This window comes from Pseudomonas sp. 102515, assembly GCF_031085165.1.
In the GTDB taxonomy this organism is placed as follows: domain Bacteria; phylum Pseudomonadota; class Gammaproteobacteria; order Pseudomonadales; family Pseudomonadaceae; genus Chryseomonas.
Genome location: NZ_JAVHTY010000001.1, coordinates 1 through 15,453, shown reverse-complemented (window position 1 = coordinate 15,453; position 15,453 = coordinate 1). Strand labels below are relative to the sequence as shown.

At 63.4% G+C, this 15,453-nt stretch carries 16 protein-coding genes, 3 tRNA genes and 1 rRNA gene; 11 read left to right on the top strand and 9 right to left on the bottom strand.

Annotated features, from left to right (window positions below; all coding sequences use genetic code 11):
- Window positions 1–31: 31 nt before the first annotated feature.
- Window positions 32–1,069 (bottom strand): NADP(H)-dependent aldo-keto reductase, encoded by a 1,038-nt coding sequence (locus RCF34_RS00100; protein ID WP_308706318.1) that lies wholly within the window; start codon window positions 1,067–1,069, stop codon window positions 32–34.
- Between the two features lie 193 nt (window positions 1,070–1,262).
- Here RCF34_RS00100 and RCF34_RS00095 point away from each other — a divergent pair, with 193 nt between their 5' ends.
- From RCF34_RS00095 to tcyN, 5 genes are all read left to right on the top strand, one after another.
- Window positions 1,263–1,916, top strand: a complete 654-nt coding sequence (locus RCF34_RS00095; RefSeq protein ID WP_308706317.1) for a 7-cyano-7-deazaguanine/7-aminomethyl-7-deazaguanine transporter — start codon at window positions 1,263–1,265, stop codon at window positions 1,914–1,916.
- Window positions 1,917–1,984: 68 nt separating this feature from the next.
- Window positions 1,985–2,998, top strand: a complete 1,014-nt coding sequence (locus RCF34_RS00090) for a D-cysteine desulfhydrase (protein WP_308706316.1) — start codon at window positions 1,985–1,987, stop codon at window positions 2,996–2,998.
- A 91-nt stretch (window positions 2,999–3,089) separates the two neighbouring features.
- Window positions 3,090–3,887, top strand: a complete 798-nt coding sequence (tcyJ, locus tag RCF34_RS00085; protein ID WP_308706315.1) for a cystine ABC transporter substrate-binding protein — start codon at window positions 3,090–3,092, stop codon at window positions 3,885–3,887.
- The gene (gene tcyL / locus RCF34_RS00080) at window positions 3,884–4,558 is read left to right on the top strand and encodes a cystine ABC transporter permease (protein WP_308706314.1); all 675 of its coding nucleotides are present in this window, start codon (window positions 3,884–3,886) and stop codon (window positions 4,556–4,558) included. The genes tcyJ and tcyL overlap by 4 nt, the downstream gene beginning before the upstream one ends.
- The gene (gene tcyN, locus RCF34_RS00075; RefSeq protein ID WP_308706313.1) at window positions 4,555–5,319 is read left to right on the top strand and encodes an L-cystine ABC transporter ATP-binding protein TcyN; all 765 of its coding nucleotides are present in this window, start codon (window positions 4,555–4,557) and stop codon (window positions 5,317–5,319) included. The genes tcyL and tcyN overlap by 4 nt, the downstream gene beginning before the upstream one ends.
- On the opposite strand, the gene epsC is transcribed toward tcyN, so the two are convergent.
- Complete coding sequence (epsC, locus tag RCF34_RS00070) at window positions 5,310–6,254, bottom strand: serine O-acetyltransferase EpsC (RefSeq protein WP_308706312.1); 945 nt, start codon at window positions 6,252–6,254, stop codon at window positions 5,310–5,312. The two genes, tcyN and epsC, sit on opposite strands and share 10 nt — an antisense overlap.
- Window positions 6,255–6,370: 116 nt before the next feature.
- Here epsC and sseA point away from each other — a divergent pair, with 116 nt between their 5' ends.
- From sseA to RCF34_RS00040, 6 genes are all read left to right on the top strand, one after another.
- On the top strand, window positions 6,371–7,222 hold the full coding sequence (gene sseA, locus RCF34_RS00065) for a 3-mercaptopyruvate sulfurtransferase (protein ID WP_308706311.1): 852 nt from the start codon (window positions 6,371–6,373) through the stop codon (window positions 7,220–7,222).
- A 158-nt stretch (window positions 7,223–7,380) separates the two neighbouring features.
- Window positions 7,381–7,944, top strand: a complete 564-nt coding sequence (ahpC, locus tag RCF34_RS00060) for an alkyl hydroperoxide reductase subunit C (RefSeq protein WP_007161854.1) — start codon at window positions 7,381–7,383, stop codon at window positions 7,942–7,944.
- An 83-nt stretch (window positions 7,945–8,027) separates the two neighbouring features.
- A complete protein-coding gene (ahpF, locus tag RCF34_RS00055; protein WP_042134377.1) occupies window positions 8,028–9,587 on the top strand; it encodes an alkyl hydroperoxide reductase subunit F in 1,560 nt (519 codons plus the stop codon).
- Window positions 9,588–9,799: 212 nt separating this feature from the next.
- The gene (locus RCF34_RS00050) at window positions 9,800–10,465 is read left to right on the top strand and encodes a gamma-glutamylcyclotransferase (protein WP_308706310.1); all 666 of its coding nucleotides are present in this window, start codon (window positions 9,800–9,802) and stop codon (window positions 10,463–10,465) included.
- On the top strand, window positions 10,462–10,632 hold the full coding sequence (locus RCF34_RS00045; protein ID WP_308706309.1) for a TIGR02450 family Trp-rich protein: 171 nt from the start codon (window positions 10,462–10,464) through the stop codon (window positions 10,630–10,632). Before RCF34_RS00050 ends, RCF34_RS00045 begins: the two co-directional genes overlap by 4 nt.
- Window positions 10,633–10,815: 183 nt before the next feature.
- Entirely contained in the window at window positions 10,816–11,076 is a 261-nt protein-coding gene (locus RCF34_RS00040) for a hypothetical protein (protein ID WP_308706308.1), read from the top strand.
- A 42-nt stretch (window positions 11,077–11,118) separates the two neighbouring features.
- On the opposite strand, the gene RCF34_RS00035 is transcribed toward RCF34_RS00040, so the two are convergent.
- The 7 genes from RCF34_RS00035 to rrf form a co-directional block, all read right to left on the bottom strand.
- Window positions 11,119–11,205, bottom strand: a tRNA-Leu gene (locus RCF34_RS00035).
- A gap of 107 nt (window positions 11,206–11,312) precedes the next feature.
- Window positions 11,313–11,386: transfer RNA gene (locus tag RCF34_RS00030), tRNA-Cys, on the bottom strand.
- 36 nt (window positions 11,387–11,422) lie between these two features.
- Window positions 11,423–11,498 (bottom strand) — tRNA-Gly (locus RCF34_RS00025).
- Window positions 11,499–11,559: 61 nt separating this feature from the next.
- Window positions 11,560–12,120 (bottom strand): CDP-diacylglycerol--glycerol-3-phosphate 3-phosphatidyltransferase, encoded by a 561-nt coding sequence (pgsA, locus tag RCF34_RS00020; RefSeq protein WP_308706307.1) that lies wholly within the window; start codon window positions 12,118–12,120, stop codon window positions 11,560–11,562.
- A 31-nt stretch (window positions 12,121–12,151) separates the two neighbouring features.
- Window positions 12,152–13,978 (bottom strand): excinuclease ABC subunit UvrC, encoded by a 1,827-nt coding sequence (gene uvrC, locus RCF34_RS00015; RefSeq protein ID WP_308706306.1) that lies wholly within the window; start codon window positions 13,976–13,978, stop codon window positions 12,152–12,154.
- Window position 13,979: 1 nt separating this feature from the next.
- Window positions 13,980–14,624 carry a UvrY/SirA/GacA family response regulator transcription factor gene (uvrY, locus tag RCF34_RS00010; protein WP_158895839.1) on the bottom strand — a complete coding sequence of 215 codons (645 nt, stop codon included), beginning with the start codon at window positions 14,622–14,624 and terminating at the stop codon, window positions 13,980–13,982.
- A gap of 740 nt (window positions 14,625–15,364) precedes the next feature.
- Window positions 15,365–15,453 (bottom strand): 5S ribosomal RNA (gene rrf, locus RCF34_RS00005); the annotation flags it as partial.

Here is a 15,453-nt window from a genome sequence, read left to right as displayed (position 1 = left end):
GCCGCTGTACCGGGCGCCGGATACCAGATGATCAGGGCGCCGGATTGGGCTGGTCGACGTGGATGGCTTCGATGGCGGCCAGGGTTTCCTGGTCCAGCACCAGTTCGCTGCTCGCCAGGTTGCTTTCCAGCTGTGCAAGCGAGGTGGCGCCGATGATGTTGCTGGTCACGAACGGCCGACTGGTGACGAAGGCCAGGGCCATCTGTGCCGGATCCAGGCCGCGCTCCCGGGCCAGTTCGACATAGGCCTGGGCGGCCCGCTGCGTCTGCGGATTGCTGTAGCGCTGGAAACGTTCGAACAGCGTCAGCCGCGCGCCCTCCGGACGAGCACCGTGCAGGTACTTGCCCGCCAGCATGCCGAAGGCCAGCGGCGAGTAGGCCAGCAAGCCCACCCGCTCGCGGATGGCCTGCTCGGCCAGACCTACCTCGAAGCTGCGATTGAGCAGGTTGTAGGGATTCTGGATCGAGACCACCCGCGGCCAGCCACGGGTCTCGCTGAGGTGCAGGAATTGCTGCACGCCCCAGGGCGTTTCGTTGGACAGCCCTACATGGCGGACCTTGCCCGCACGGACCAGGCCGTCGAGCGCCTCGAGGGTCTCTTCCAGCGGCGTGAAGGCTGCCTCGCTGTGCACGTAGCCCAGCTGACCGAAGTAATTGGTGCGGCGATCCGGCCAGTGCAGTTGGTAGAGATCCAGGTAGTCGGTGTCGAGCCGCTTGAGACTGGCCTCCAGCGCCGCGGTGAGATTGGCCCTGGTAAAGGCCAGCCCGCCATTGCGGATATAGTCCATGTCGCGCCCCGGACCGGCCGCCTTGCTGGCCAGTACCCAGTCGGCGCGATCGCCATGCTGGCGGAAGTAGTTGCCGATGATGGTCTCGGTACGGGTGTAGGTCTCGGCGCGCGGCGGCACCGGATACATCTCCGCCGTGTCGATGAAGTTGACCCCGGCGGCCTTGGCGGCGCGCAGCTGCTCGAAGGCCTCGGCCTCGGTGTTCTGCTCACCCCAGGTCATGGTGCCCAGCGCGATGGCGCTAACCTTGAGATCGGTACGACCCAGCGATCGAAAGTGCATCAGGAAGCTCTCTGTCGGTGCGGAAGTCGTACAAGTTAGCAGGAGGCTGCCCGGTCTGCCCATCGGTCCGATGAGGCTGTCGATCCAGTCCCGACCGCCGCCCCCTCGCCAGACGCCCCGCGTATCCGTAGAATGTCGCCCCGCCTCAGCGCCCTGGGTTCCCTCACCCCAGGTAACCAAAAAAGGACTGTCCATGTCTGCGTTGCTTGCCACCCCGCAGCGTGCCCTCGTGGCCGCGCTCGTCGCTTTCCACATCCTCATCATCATCGCCAGCAACTACCTGGTGCAGTTGCCGCTGCAGCTGTTCGGCTGGCACACCACCTGGGGCGCCTTCAGCTTCCCCTTCATCTTCCTGGCCACCGATCTCACCGTGCGGGTGATGGGCAAGGCGGCGGCGCGTCAGGTCATCGCCCGGGTGATGCTTCCGGCCCTGGTGGTCTCCTATGGGGTTTCCGTGCTCTTCCAGGACGGCAGCTTCCAGGGCTGGACGGCGCTGGCCGCCCTCAATGTCTTCGTCCTGCGCATCTCCCTGGCGAGCTTCTGCGCCTATGTGCTCGGTCAACTGCTCGACATCCAGGTGTTCGACCGCCTGCGGCGCTCGCGCCACTGGTGGCTGGCGCCCACGGTCTCGACCCTGTTCGGCAACGCCCTGGATACCCTGGCGTTCTTTTCCATCGCCTTCTGGCGCAGCGACAATCCCTTCATGGCCAGCCACTGGCCGGAGATCGCCTTGGTCGACTACGGCGTCAAGCTGACGGTCAGCCTAGTACTCTTCGTCCCGCTATACGGCGTGCTGCTGCGCTCCCTGGTACCCCAGGCCTGGGCGCGGCGCCCGGACCTCGCCTGAGCGCAGGATTGCTGCCAGGCGCGGCTTGGCCCTAGAGTGAGGCTCCCTTCACTGCCCCGGGTTCCGCCATGCTCGCCACCGCCCTCGCCCGCTTTCCGCGCCTGACGCTGCAATCCTCGGCGACCCCGCTGGAGGCCCTGTCGCGGCTGTCGGCAGAACTGGGCCGACCGGTCCACTGCAAGCGCGACGACACCACCAGCCTGGCCCTGGGCGGCAACAAGGTGCGCAAGCTGGAGTACCTGGTCGCCGCCGCGCTGGCCGCCGGCGCCGACACCCTGGTGACCGCCGGCGCCATCCAGTCCAATCACGTCCGCCAGACCGCCGCTGTCGCTGCGCAACAGGGGTTGGCCTGCGTCGCCCTGCTGGAAAATCCCATCGCCACCACGGCTCCCGGCTATCTGCACGGCGGCAATCGTCTCCTGCTCGAACTCTTCGGCGCCGAGATCAGAGCCGTCGCGGCGCTCGATGATCCAGTCAGCCAGCTGGAAGCCGAAGCCGAGCGGCTGCGCCAGCAAGGGCGCAAACCCTGGGTGATCCCCATCGGCGGCTCCAGCGCCCTCGGCGCCCTCGGCTATGTCCGCGCCGGCCTGGAGCTCGACGCTCAGCTGCACGAACTGGAGCTCGAGCCTGCTGCCGTCATCCTCGCGTCCGGCAGTGCCGGTACCCAGACGGGTCTGGACCTGGCCTTCCACCATCTGCGGCCAGAGTTGCCGGTGATCGGCGTCACCGTCTCCCGCACCCAGGCCGAACAGCAGCCCAAGGTCGCCCTGCTGCGGCAACAGCTGGCCGAGTTGTTGGGCGTTGCCCTACCTCAGCATCCACCGCACCTGCGTGACGGCTATTTCGGCCCCCGCTATGGCGAACCCAATCCCGGCACCCTGGCGGCCATCCGCCGGCTGGGCCGGTTGGAAGGTCTGGTGCTCGACCCGGTCTACACCGGCAAAGCCATGGCCGGCCTGCTGGATCTGGTGGCCAACGGGGCCCTCCCGCCTGGTCCCCTGGTATTCCTGCACACCGGCGGAGCCCCAGGCACCTTCGCCTATGGCGATTGGCTAGCTGAAGACGCTGGTCAATTCGTGTGACGATGGCATAACGTCAGCAGTTTTCAGACTAGGGATGTCAGAACGGACACCCTCATAGTGGCGCACCCTCATAACCTCAAGGATCTCCTCCATGCGCAAACCCCTCCCCCAGCGTCTGTTCCGTAGCGCCGCCCTGCTGCTCGCCCTGGGCCTGGCCCACCAGGCCACCGCCCAGGCCGAAGACCTCCTGCAGACCGTCAAGCAACGCGGCGAGCTGGTCGTCGGCCTGGAAGGCACCTATCCGCCCTTCAGCTTCCAGAACGAGCAGGGTCAGCTGACCGGTTTCGAAGTGGACTTCGCCAAGGCGCTGGCCAAGGAACTGGGCGTCGATGCCAAGATCCAGCCCGGCAAGTGGGATGGCCTGCTGGCCGCGCTGGAATCCCGTCGCCTGGACGTGGTGATCAACCAGGTCACCATCAGCGAGGAGCGCAAGAAGAAATACGATTTCTCCACCCCCTACACCGTCTCCGGCATCCAGGCGCTGGTGCGCAAGGATGACGTCGACAGCATCAAGACCGCCGCCGACCTCGCCGGCAAGAAGGTCGGCGTCGGCCTGGGTACCAACTACGAGCAGTGGCTGCGCCAGAACGTACCCAAGGCAGACGTGCGCACCTACGAAGACGATCCGACCAAGTACCAGGACCTGCGCGTAGGCCGCATCGACGCCATCCTAGTCGACCGTCTGGCTGCCCTGGAATTGCTGTCCAAGACCAAGGACCGCCTGGCCCTGGCCGGTGAGCCCTTCAGCCGCCAGGAATCCGGCATCGCCGAGCGCAAGGGCGATCCGGAATTCCATGCCGCGGTCGACCAGGCCATCGCCAAGCTGCGCGCCGATGGCACCCTGGCCAAGATCTCCGAGAAGTGGTTCAAGGCCGACGTCACCCAATGAGCGACACGCTACAGCTCCTGCTCGATTCGCTGCCCTTCCTGCTGAAGGGCGCGATCTGGACCGTGGTTCTGAGCCTCGGCGGCATGTTCTTCGGCCTGTTGCTGGGCTTCGGCCTGGCCCTGCTGCGCCGCTCGCGGAGTCTGCCGCTACGTAGCCTGGCGCGGCTGTACATCTCGTTCTTCCGGGGTACGCCGCTGCTGGTGCAGCTGTTCGTCATCTACTACGGCTTGCCCGAACTCGGGCTGCAACTCGATCCGCTGCCGGCCGCCCTGATCGGCTTTTCGCTGAACATGGCCTCCTACACAGCGGAAATCATCCGCTCGGCCATCGGTGCCATCGACCGTGGTCAGTGGGAGGCGGCCGCCAGCATCGGCATGACGCCGCTGCAGACCCTGAGGCGAGCCATCCTGCCCCAGGCGCTGCGCATCGCCCTGCCACCGCTGGGCAACAGCTTCATCTCGCTGGTCAAGGACACCTCGCTGGCAGCCACCATCCAGGTACCGGAGCTGTTCCGCCAGGCGCAGCTGATCACCGCCCGCACCTTCGAGATCTTCAGCCTCTACCTGGCCGCGGCGCTGCTCTACTGGGTCCTGGCCAGCCTGCTGTCCACCCTGCAGAACCGTCTGGAACGGCACTACGGGCGCCACATCAACGAACGAGGTCAGTCATGATCGAGGTGCAAGGGCTGTCCAAGTCCTTTCAACAGCAGACTGTGCTCCAGGCCATCGACCTACAGGTGGCCCAGGGCGAGGTGGTCGCCATCATCGGCCCCAGCGGCTCGGGCAAGACCACCCTGCTGCGCTGCCTCAATCTGCTGGAGACCCCGGACGCCGGCAGTATCCGCCTGGATGATCTGCGCATTGAGGCAAGCCGGCCGCTCAAGGCCCAGCAAGGCACCATTCGCCAGTTGCGCCAGCGCATGGGCTTCGTCTTTCAGAACTTCAATCTGTTTCCTCATCGCACCGCGCTGGAGAACGTGATCGAGGGGCCCATCGTCGTCCAGGGTGAAGCGCGCGACACGGCCAGTACCCGCGGTCGCGAGCTGCTGGCCAAGGTCGGGCTGGCCGACAAGGCCGATACCTATCCAGGGCAGCTGTCGGGTGGCCAGCAGCAGCGGGTCGCCATCGCCCGGGCACTGGCCATGCGCCCCCAGGCCATCCTCTTCGACGAACCCACCTCGGCCCTGGATCCCGAGCGGGTCGGCGAGGTGCTGGAGACCATTCGCGGGCTGGCCCAGGAAGGTCGTACCCTGCTCATCGTCACTCACGAGATGGCCTTCGCCCGCGACGTCGCCCACCGGGTGCTGTTCATGGACGGCGGCCGCATCGTCGAACAGGGGCCGGCGGCCGAGTTGTTCAATCGGCCGCGCGAAGAACGCACCCGGCGTTTTCTCGCCAAGTTCGTCCGTGACAGCGCCGCCGACTACTCCTGAGCCAGACCGGCGCAACCCTGCAGGCTGGCCTGACTGACGTTGCTGTTGGCCGGCACGCCGTGGGTGAGCCAGACGTTGCCGCCAATGGTCGAGCCCTGGCCGATGGTAATGCGCCCGAGAATGGTCGCTCCGGCATAGATCACCACATCGTCTTCGACGATCGGATGCCGCGGGTGGCCCTTCTTGAGGTTGCCCTGGGCATCGGCCGGGAAGCGCTTGGCGCCCAGGGTCACCGCCTGGTAGATGCGCACCCGGTCGCCGATGATGCAGGTCTCGCCGATCACCACACCGGTGCCATGGTCGATGAAGAAGCCTTCGCCGATCTGGGCACCCGGGTGGATGTCGATCCCGGTCGCCGAGTGCGCCCGCTCGCTGACCATCCGCGCCAGCAACGGCAGGCCGCTGCGATAGAAGTGATGGGCGATGCGGTGATGGATCATGGCGTAGATGCCCGGGTAGCAGAGCAGCACCTCGTCCACGCTGCGCGCGGCGGGATCGCCCTGGTAGGCGGCGATCACATCGGTGTCCAGCAGGCGCCGCAGGTCCGGTAGCGCCAGGGCGAAGGCCTGCACCAGCCGACGGGCCTCGTCGGCACGATTGACGCCGTTCTCGCCACGCTGCTTGGCGAAATAGTCCAGTTCCAGCTTCGCCTGGATCACCAGGGCATTGAGCGCCCGCTCCAGCTCGAAACCGACATAGAAGTCCTCGCTTTCCTGGCGCAGCTGATCAGGTCCCAGACGCAGCGGAAAGAGCGCACCGCTGAGAGATTCGATCACGCTGGCCATGACGCTGCGCGACGGCAACTCGCGACCGCTGAACTCGCGGAAACGTCCATGGGTCTCGCGCCATTGGCTGCGCGCCTCATGCAGTTCACCGACGATGCGCCCGAGTTGCCAGTCGTTGCCGCCCGTGGATTGCCCGTTAAGTTCGCTCATAAGTCATCTATCCAGTTACCAGGCTGACGAGGATAAAGTATCCGCCGATCCCTGACAGCCCACGTCGCGCCAGGCGCGGTAAGCTGTCGTCCTTTGCCCATCAAGGAGCGCCACCCATGATCGCCTCCCCGCTGGTCACCGCTGCCTGGCTGCAGGAGCGACTCGGCCGTCCGGATCTGCTGATCCTCGATGCCAGTCTCTACCTGCCCAACGAACCCCAGATCGCCGACGAGACCTATCGGCAGCAGCACATCCCCGGCGCCCTGCGCTTCGACATCGAACACTTCTCCGACCCGGACACCGCCCTGCCGCACATGGTCCCCAGCGCGGGACGCTTCGCCCGCCTGGCTGGCGAACTGGGCGTCACCCCGGAGACGACCCTGGTCGTCTACGACCAGAAAGGCCTTTTCTCCGCCGCCCGGGCCTGGTGGCTGTTCCGCCTGTTCGGCCATGACCAGGTGCTGGTGCTGGATGGCGGCCTGCCGCTCTGGCGTGAACAGGGCCTGCCGCTGGAGGCCGGTGAAAACCCGCCCAGCCCGCAGCCACCCTACCCCGTCATCTTCAACAACCGCCTGCTCTGCGGCCTGGGCGATGTGCAGACCGCGCTCAGCGTGGGCCAGACCCAGGTGCTCGACGCGCGCGGCGCCAAGCGCTTCACCGGCGAGATCGCCGAGCCGCGCCCGGGCGTGGCCTCCGGTCATATGCCCGGCAGCCAGAACCTGCCCTACGACAGCCTGCTGGCCGAAGACGGTACCCTGCTGCCACCCCAGGAACTGCGCCAACGCTTCCAGGCCCTGGGCATCGACGGCCTGCATCCGGTGATCACCAGCTGCGGCAGTGGGGTCACCGCCACGGTGCTGCTGCTCGCCCTCAGTGTCGCCGGCTTCCCGGATGGCCGACTCTATGACGGTTCCTGGAGCGAATGGGGTCAGCATCCCGCCACGGTCAAGGCCCTGGGCGCTGCCTGAGGTTTGGCTAAGGTACTGATTTCCCTCATAACCTGTAGTATCCGATAGAGGCGCCTAATCGCCAGCATCGCCTTTAACAATGAGGTGAATCGTCAAAATGCGATTAGTATGCGTCCTATCGATTTCAACCCTGACTTAAACCCATCAAGGAGTCATCAATGTCCCTGATCAACACCGAAGTGAAGCCTTTCACCGCGACCGCCTACCACAACGGCAAATTCGTCCAGGTGACCGAGGCCGATCTGAAGGGCAAGTGGTCCGCCATCGTGTTCTACCCGGCCGACTTCACCTTCGTGTGCCCCACCGAGCTGGAAGACCTTGCTGACCTGTACCCCGAGTTCCAGAAGCTGGGCGTGGAGATCTACGGTGTGTCCTGCGACACCCACTTCGCTCACAAGGCCTGGCACGACACCTCGGAAGCCATCAAGAAGGTCAACTACCCGCTGGTAGGCGATCCCACCGCGCGCCTGGCACGCAACTTCGAAGTGCTGATCGAAGAGGAAGGCCTGGCCCTGCGTGGCACCTTCCTGATCAACCCGGAAGGTCAGATCAAGCTGTGCGAAATCCACGATAACGGCATCGGCCGTGACGCCAGCGAACTGCTGCGCAAGGTCCGCGCTGCCCAGTACGTCGCTAACCACCCGGGCGAAGTCTGCCCCGCCAAGTGGAAAGAAGGCGAAGCGACCCTGACCCCCTCGCTGGACCTGGTCGGCAAGATCTAACACCCGCCTGATCTAGCCCGAGCGCCCGGGCGCCTTGCCCGCGCGCTCTTTTTTTGCCCATTTTTTACGGAAGCCACGTCGCCATGTTGGACGCCAATCTGAAAGCCCAGCTCAAGACCTACCTCGAACGCGTCACGCGCCCCATCGAGATCGTCGCGTCCCTCGACGATGGCGCGAAGTCCCGTGAAATGCACAGCCTGCTGCAGGATATCGCCAGCCTGTCCGATCAGGTCAGCCTCAGCACCGACGGCACCGATGCGCGTCGTCCCTCCTTCGCCCTGCTGACCCCCGGTCAGAACATCGACCTGCGCTTCGCCGGTCTGCCCATGGGCCACGAATTCACCTCCCTGGTGCTGGCCCTGCTGCAGGTGGGCGGCCATCCATCCAAGGCCAGCCAGGACGTCATCGAGCAGGTCAAGGCGCTCGACGGCGACTACCAGTTCGAAACCTATTTCTCCCTCTCCTGCCAGAACTGCCCGGACGTGGTGCAGGCCCTGAACCTCATGGCGGTGCTCAATCCCCGGGTCAAGCACGTGGCCGTCGACGGCGCCCTGTTCCAGGACGAAGTCGAGCGCCGCCAGATCATGGCCGTGCCCAGCGTCTACCTGAACGGCGAACCCTTCGGCCAGGGCCGCATGGGCCTGGAAGAGATCGTCGCCAAGCTCGACACCGGCGCCGCCGCCCGCTCCGCCGACAAGCTCAACGCCAAGGACGCCTTCGACGTCCTGGTCATCGGGGGTGGCCCGGCCGGCGCTGCCGCTGCGGTCTATGCCGCACGCAAGGGCATCCGTACCGGCGTCGCCGCCGAGCGTTTCGGCGGCCAGGTGCTGGACACCCTGGCCATCGAGAACTTCATCTCCATCAAGGAGACCGAAGGGCCGAAGCTGGCCATGGCACTCGAAGAGCACGTCAAGCAGTACGAAGTCGACATCATGAACCTGCAGCGCGCCGAGCAGCTGATTCCGGCCCACGAAGCCGGCGGCCTGCATGAAGTACGCTTCACCGATGGCGGCTCGCTCAAGGCCAAGACGCTGATCCTGGCCACTGGCGCCCGCTGGCGCGAGATGAACGTCCCGGGTGAGCGGGAATACCGCAACCGCGGCGTGGCCTACTGCCCACACTGCGATGGCCCCCTCTTCAAGGGCAAGCGCGTCGCCGTGATCGGTGGCGGCAACTCGGGTGTCGAGGCGGCCATCGACCTCGCCGGCATCGTCGCCCAGGTCACCCTGATCGAGTACGACGGCCAGCTGCGCGCCGACGCCGTGTTACAGCGCAAGCTGTTCAGCCTGCCCAACGTGACCGTCATCACCAGCGCCCTCACCAGCGAAGTCAAGGGTGACGGCCAGAAGGTCAACGGCCTGGTCTACAAGGATCGCAACTCCAGCGAATTCCACCACATCGACCTGGAAGGCGTCTTCGTACAGATCGGCCTGGTGCCCAATACCGATTGGCTCAAGGGTACCGTCGAGCTGTCGCCGCGCGGCGAGATCGAAGTGGACGCCCGTTGCCAGACCTCCCTGCCCGGCGTCTTCGCCGCAGGCGATGTCACCACCGTGCCCTACAAGCAGATCGTCATCGCCCTGGGCGAAGGCGCCAAGGCCTCCTTGGCGGCCTTCGATCACCTGATCCGCACCAGCGCCTGATCGATCTCACGCTCCTGTGCAGCCCGGCACCTGCCGGGCTTTTTTTCGTCCGCCGTTTTCCTCGTCCACCTTGGCATGTTTCTCGCTGCGACCTAACCAGGCGTCATAAAGATGGGCACGAACGGTCTAGGAGTTCTTCCCGCACTTTCGTTAGGATCTTAGGGCCGGGTTCCTGAACCTGGCAGCTCCAGCGGTTGAGGACCAGGCGGCACATGCATAGACAGATTTCTTCCAGCATCCACGATTCCTATCCCCCTAAGCTCGCGCCCGCCACGCCGCTCACCCATCCCGAGCTCGTGGCCTCCCTGGAAGCCACCCTGGCCCAGCGCCAACCCGGCCCGGTCTGGCTGTTCGCCTACGGCTCGCTGATATGGCGCCCCGAGTGCCCCGCCGTCGCCGTGCGCCGGGCGCGAGTGCACGGCTACCACCGCGGCCTCTATCTCTGGTCCCAGCTGCATCGCGGCACCCCCGAGCAACCCGGCCTGGTACTGGGCCTGGATCGCGGCGGCTCCTGCTCGGGCTTTGCCTACCAGCTGCCGGAGGAGCAGCTGGACGACCACCTGCTGGCCCTCTGGAAGCGCGAGATGCCGGATGGGTCCTACCGCCCACGCTGGCTGCAATGCCATCTGGAAGACGGCAGCAAGGTGCAGGCACTCGGCTTCGTGCTTAAACGCAACCTACCCTGCTACGCCGGCAGCCTGCCCGACGACATCCTCAACCGTGTCCTGACCGAGGCCTGCGGCCATTTCGGCACCACCTTGGAATACGTCGAGCGCACCATCACGGCGCTCAGGGCCCACGCCATGCCCGATCGCAACCTAGAAGCCTTGTTGCAGCGCTATCGCAACGCACCGCTGCTGGAGGCCATGCAGGGATGAAGCAACGTCAGATCAACCCGAACAAGCTGCTGCTCAGCAAATGGACGGCCGTCCAGCCGCGCGAGCGGCAAAAGCACTTCATCGTCACCCGGGTCCATACCCCGGAAGTCGAGACCAATCCCATCTCGCAGATAGATCTCCAAGCCGTTCTCACTCGTCGTACCTAGACGCTGGACTGGCACGAGTTGCAGGATGCAGAATGCTGGTTGCAAGGCTGGCAATGAAAATCCGAAAGCAGGGCCGGAATTTTGCGACTAGCATCGCGATATGACGGCACTTTTCTGCAAAGGTGAAACCCTGTAGCAGCCAATGCTGTCACAGTGCCACTTTTGAACAGGAAGCTTTTCCGGATGACCCTCTATGTCGAACTCGCCAGCGCCTTCAACTCCCTCAAAGGCGGATTCGAGCCGTTGCGCTGCGTGATCTCCACGCGTGATCAGCGCGCCTACGATGTCGAGGTCTTTTCCCGCAGCGGTCAGTCGGTACTCAATCGCCCCATCGCACGCACCGAATTGCTCGACGCTGCCATGCTCGAAGCCTTCATCCTCGACAGCCGCTCACGCATCGAGCGCGATGCGGATGAAACACCCTACTGGACGATTCCCTCGTAAACGAAAAAGGCCACTCAAACACGAGTGGCCTTTTCATTTGGATGGTGCCCGAGGCCGGAATCGAACCGGCACGACGGTTAAGTCGAGGGATTTTAAGTCCCTTGTGTCTACCAGTTTCACCACTCGGGCAGAACCGAACCCTCAGACAACCGGATTCGTAGAACCTGATCCAGTATTCACACATCCCTGGATGATGAAAAGCCCCGTAGACCTGTGATCTACGGGGCTCTCAATAGTGGAGGCCGAGGTCGGAATCGAACCGGCGTACACGGATTTGCAATCCGCTGCATGACCACTCTGCCACCCGGCCTCAAACCTGAATGCCTTGCGACACTCATGTTAAACATGGAGCGGGAAACGAGACTCGAACTCGCGACCCCGACCTTGGCAAGGTCGTGCTCTACCAACTGAGCTATTCCCGCTTGGTGACGGGCGCTATTCTATCTGAGCAACCCTTCATGTCAAGCCATTGATTCAAAAAACTTATTTCTTTTTCTCGGCGCTCATCAGGTGCGGCCAGGCCGCCATCAGGTAGGTGCACATGGACCACAGCGTCAGCGCCGCCGCGACAATGAGCAAGGCATAGCCGCTAATGACCCAGAAGGTCATCTGCGGCGGATTGGCCAGCAGGATGACCAGCGCCAGCATCTGCGCCGCCGTCTTCCACTTGCCCAGATTGGAGACCGCGACCTGGGCACGGGCACCCAGTTCGGCCATCCACTCCCGCAGCGCCGATACGACGATCTCGCGCCCGACGATGATGACGGCGGGCAGCGTCAACCAGGCGTTGGCGTGCTCCTGCACCAGCAACACCAGGGCCACGGCGACGATGAGCTTGTCCGCTACCGGATCCAGAAAGGCACCAAAGGGCGTGCTCTGCCCCAGGCGCCGCGCCAGATAACCATCCAGCCAGTCGGTCGCGCAGGCGATCGCGAAAACGGTGCTGGCGGTCCAGTAGCTCCAGTGGACCGGCAGGTAGAACAGGATGACGAACAGAGGAATGAGCAAGACGCGCAGTACGGTAAGCAGATTTGGAATATTCATTGGCGCGGCTGTTGGTGAACGTGAGGTGATTCTACTCGCTGTGCAAGGCGGCATAAATCTGCTCGGCCAGCTTTTTGCTAATGCTGGGCGCTTTGGCAATTTCCTCGATGCTGGCGCGCTGCAATTCGCGGAGCCCACCAAAGTGCTTCAGGAGCTCCTGCCGGCGCTTGGGCCCAATGCCGGCGACCTCTTCCAGGGAGGAGGTCCTCCGCGCCTTGCCGCGACGCGCGCGATGCCCGGTGATCGCGAAACGGTGCGCTTCATCGCGGATCTGCTGGATGAGGTGCAGCGCGGGCGAATGAGCCGGCAGGGTGAATTCATTGGAAGGATCGTCCAGATAGAGAACCTCGAGGCCAGGCTTGCGGGTAACCCCCTTGGCGACGCCCAGCAGGACCAGATCCGGTACGGCTAGCTCCCTGAGCACCTCACGGGCCATCGCCAACTGGCCCTTGCCGCCATCCACCAGCAGAATGTCAGGCAGTTTACCCTCGCCCGCCTTGAGCCGGCTGAAGCGGCGGGTCAAGGCCTGATGCATGGCTGCATAGTCATCGCCGGCGGTTACACCCTCGATGTTGTAGCGACGATAGTCCGACTTAAGCGGTCCTTCAGGTCCGAACACCACGCAGGACGCCACGGTCGCCTCGCCACTGGAATGACTGATATCGAAACACTCCAGCCGCTGCGGCGGTTCGGGCAGATCCAGCGCCTGGACCAGGGCGTCGAAACGCACGCCCATATGCTGCCGATTGGCCAGGCGCGTATTCAACGCCTGCTCCGCATTGGTAACCGCCAGCTGCTGCCAGCGTGCTCGGGTACCCCGGACGCGGTGGGCGATGACCAACTGACGCTTGTGGACCTCGGCAAAGGCATCGATCAGGGTAGCGAAGTCCTCATGGACGGAATTGACGATGATCTCGTCCGGCAGATCGCGCTCCAGGTAGGCAAGATAGTACTGCTCCAGGAAGGCGGCCAGCACCTCACTGGAATCCTCCTCGATGCCCACCTCCGGGAAGAAATTCTTGCTGCCCAGCACTCGACCACCGCGCACACTGACCAAGTGGACACAGGCACCGCCCGGATTGACGAGTGCCGCTATGACGTCGACATCGCCGGTACCACCTTCGATACTTTGCTGGTCCTGGACACGCCTGACCAAGGCGACCTGATCGCGCAGTTCGGCGGCGCGCTCGAACTGCAGATTGACCGAGGCGCTCTCCATCTTGGCTTGCAGCTCTTCGGCCAGGGCATTGCTGCGGCCTTCGAGAAACATGGCCGAGTGGCGAACGTCCTCGCCATATTCCTGTTCACTCACCAGCGCAACACAGGGTCCTTTGCATCTCTTGATCTGGTATTGCAGGCATGGTCGCGTGCGATTGCGGAAGTAGTTGTCATCGCACTGGCGTACCTGGAAGGCTTTCTGCAGCAGATTGAGACTTTCACGGATGGCACCCGCACTGGGATAGGGCCCGAAATAACGCCCCTTCCCTCTCTTCTCACCACGATGAATGGTCAGCCGGGGATACTTATCCTCAGTGGAGAGATAGACATAAGGGTAGGACTTGTCATCCCGCAACAGGATGTTGTATGGCGGACGCCACTGCTTGATGAGGTTTTGTTCCAGCAGGAGCGCTTCGGTCTCGTTGCCGGTGATGGTGGTCTCGATCTGAGCGATCTTGGACACCATGGAAGCCGTCTTGGGCGCCAAGCCGGTCTTCCTGAAGTAACTTGAAAGGCGGTTCTTGAGGTTCTTGGCTTTACCTACATAGAGGAGCTTGCCGCCCTCATCGAACATCCGGTAGACACCCGGACGTCCACTGCAACCGGATAAAAAGGCCGCAGCATCGAAAGATTGACTCATATCAACTCGTTGCATCTACCATGCCGTGGCGAACAGCCAACATGGCCAGTTCGACATCACTGGTAATCGATAATTTCTCGAAGATCCGATAGCGATAGGTGTTGACGGTCTTGGGGGACAAACAAAGCTTGTCGGAAATGACCTGGACTTTCTGGCAGCCCGCAATCATCAGCGCGATCTGAATCTCACGCTCGGATAGCTGATCGAAGGGTGACGCTTCCGCCTTGGATTGGAAGGGTTTCAAGGCAAGCTGCTGGGCGATCTGCGCACTGATGTAACGCCGACCGGCAAAGGCCTGCTTGATGGCGGTGATCATCTCTTCGATGTCAGCACCCTTCGTCAAATATCCTGCAGCGCCCGCCTGGAGCAGACGTGTCGGGAACGGATCTTCCTCACAGGCCGTGACGACAACCACCTTCAGGTCAGGCCGACTGCGCAGGAGCTTGCGCGTGGCTTCCAGCCCACCAATACCGGGCATCCGCACGTCCATCAAGACGACATCCGGCTCGAGTTCACGGGCCAGCATCAGTGCATTTTCGCCACTGTCTGCCTGGCCGACGACTTGGATTCCTGTTACATCCGCCAGCATCCGCACGATGCCGGTACGAACAAGATCATGGTCGTCGACAACTAGCACCTTGATCAAAATCGAATCCCCTTCGCTTGCGCTTTCATCGCTTGCGTCACCTGAACACCTGTCCGCGGATCCTAACGTTCAAGGGATAGGATCCTAGGCCACGCCAGAAATTTGGTTGGTCATGCAAAGAAAAAAGGGGTACGACGCTTCGCACCCCTTGCCTACCGGCCTTAGGCCATTGGGCATTGTATACCGAAAAGGTTAGGGAAAATGTACCAGATCAGAATCATCCCCGGTCAGGTTACCGGTGGCTCTGCTGATTTTCTGGCAGCCTGCTGCGGGCGATCTCGGCCAGCGTAGCTGTGCCGACCCGCTGTATCAGCAGTACACGCTCGACGGCTGCCTAGGTAATCGGAGCTTGCCCTGATGGCCATTTTTTCCAGGCCTATCATGCCTGCAGCGGGCCGCCATCGTGGGCTTCACTGCGCTCAGCGCCAACCTACGACCTTAACCTCACGGGCGATTACGCATCTTCAGCTCAAACACAACAGCCCGGCGCAGCCGGGCTGTTCTGGCTGTTCTGCTCTTGCAGACTCAAAGCAGCACTTGACCTCTCAAGCCTCCGCCATGCCGCCTTTAATCCCCTCCCCGGGCAGAGGCTAGGGTGGGGGCAACCCCGGGCACGTGAGTTACTTTCGTCCGCTGATCTGGCTATTCGCCCAAGCGCCCTGGCCCTCGGCCAAACTTTTCCCGCCCCAAAGACAACACCCCCGCCAGAGTGAACTGAGCGGGGGTGCTGGGTGTTAGGCGCTTGACGATGACCTACTCTCACATGGGGAAACCCCACACTACCATCGGCGATGCATCGTTTCACTTCTGAGTTCGGGAAGGGATCAGG

Coding starts and splice junctions, on each gene's coding strand:
- tcyN (WP_308706313.1), top strand. CDS start 4,555: ATGATCGAGGTGCAAGGGCTGTCCAAGTCCTTTCAACAGCAGACTGTG.
- RCF34_RS00040 (WP_308706308.1), top strand. CDS start 10,816: ATGACCCTCTATGTCGAACTCGCCAGCGCCTTCAACTCCCTCAAAGGC.
- epsC (WP_308706312.1), bottom strand. CDS start 6,254: ATGAGCGAACTTAACGGGCAATCCACGGGCGGCAACGACTGGCAACTC.
- RCF34_RS00045 (WP_308706309.1), top strand. CDS start 10,462: ATGAAGCAACGTCAGATCAACCCGAACAAGCTGCTGCTCAGCAAATGG.
- sseA (WP_308706311.1), top strand. CDS start 6,371: ATGATCGCCTCCCCGCTGGTCACCGCTGCCTGGCTGCAGGAGCGACTC.
- tcyL (WP_308706314.1), top strand. CDS start 3,884: ATGAGCGACACGCTACAGCTCCTGCTCGATTCGCTGCCCTTCCTGCTG.
- RCF34_RS00095 (WP_308706317.1), top strand. CDS start 1,263: ATGTCTGCGTTGCTTGCCACCCCGCAGCGTGCCCTCGTGGCCGCGCTC.
- tcyJ (WP_308706315.1), top strand. CDS start 3,090: ATGCGCAAACCCCTCCCCCAGCGTCTGTTCCGTAGCGCCGCCCTGCTG.
- pgsA (WP_308706307.1), bottom strand. CDS start 12,120: ATGAATATTCCAAATCTGCTTACCGTACTGCGCGTCTTGCTCATTCCT.
- ahpF (WP_042134377.1), top strand. CDS start 8,028: ATGTTGGACGCCAATCTGAAAGCCCAGCTCAAGACCTACCTCGAACGC.
- uvrC (WP_308706306.1), bottom strand. CDS start 13,978: ATGAGTCAATCTTTCGATGCTGCGGCCTTTTTATCCGGTTGCAGTGGA.
- RCF34_RS00090 (WP_308706316.1), top strand. CDS start 1,985: ATGCTCGCCACCGCCCTCGCCCGCTTTCCGCGCCTGACGCTGCAATCC.
- RCF34_RS00100 (WP_308706318.1), bottom strand. CDS start 1,069: ATGCACTTTCGATCGCTGGGTCGTACCGATCTCAAGGTTAGCGCCATC.
- ahpC (WP_007161854.1), top strand. CDS start 7,381: ATGTCCCTGATCAACACCGAAGTGAAGCCTTTCACCGCGACCGCCTAC.
- RCF34_RS00050 (WP_308706310.1), top strand. CDS start 9,800: ATGCATAGACAGATTTCTTCCAGCATCCACGATTCCTATCCCCCTAAG.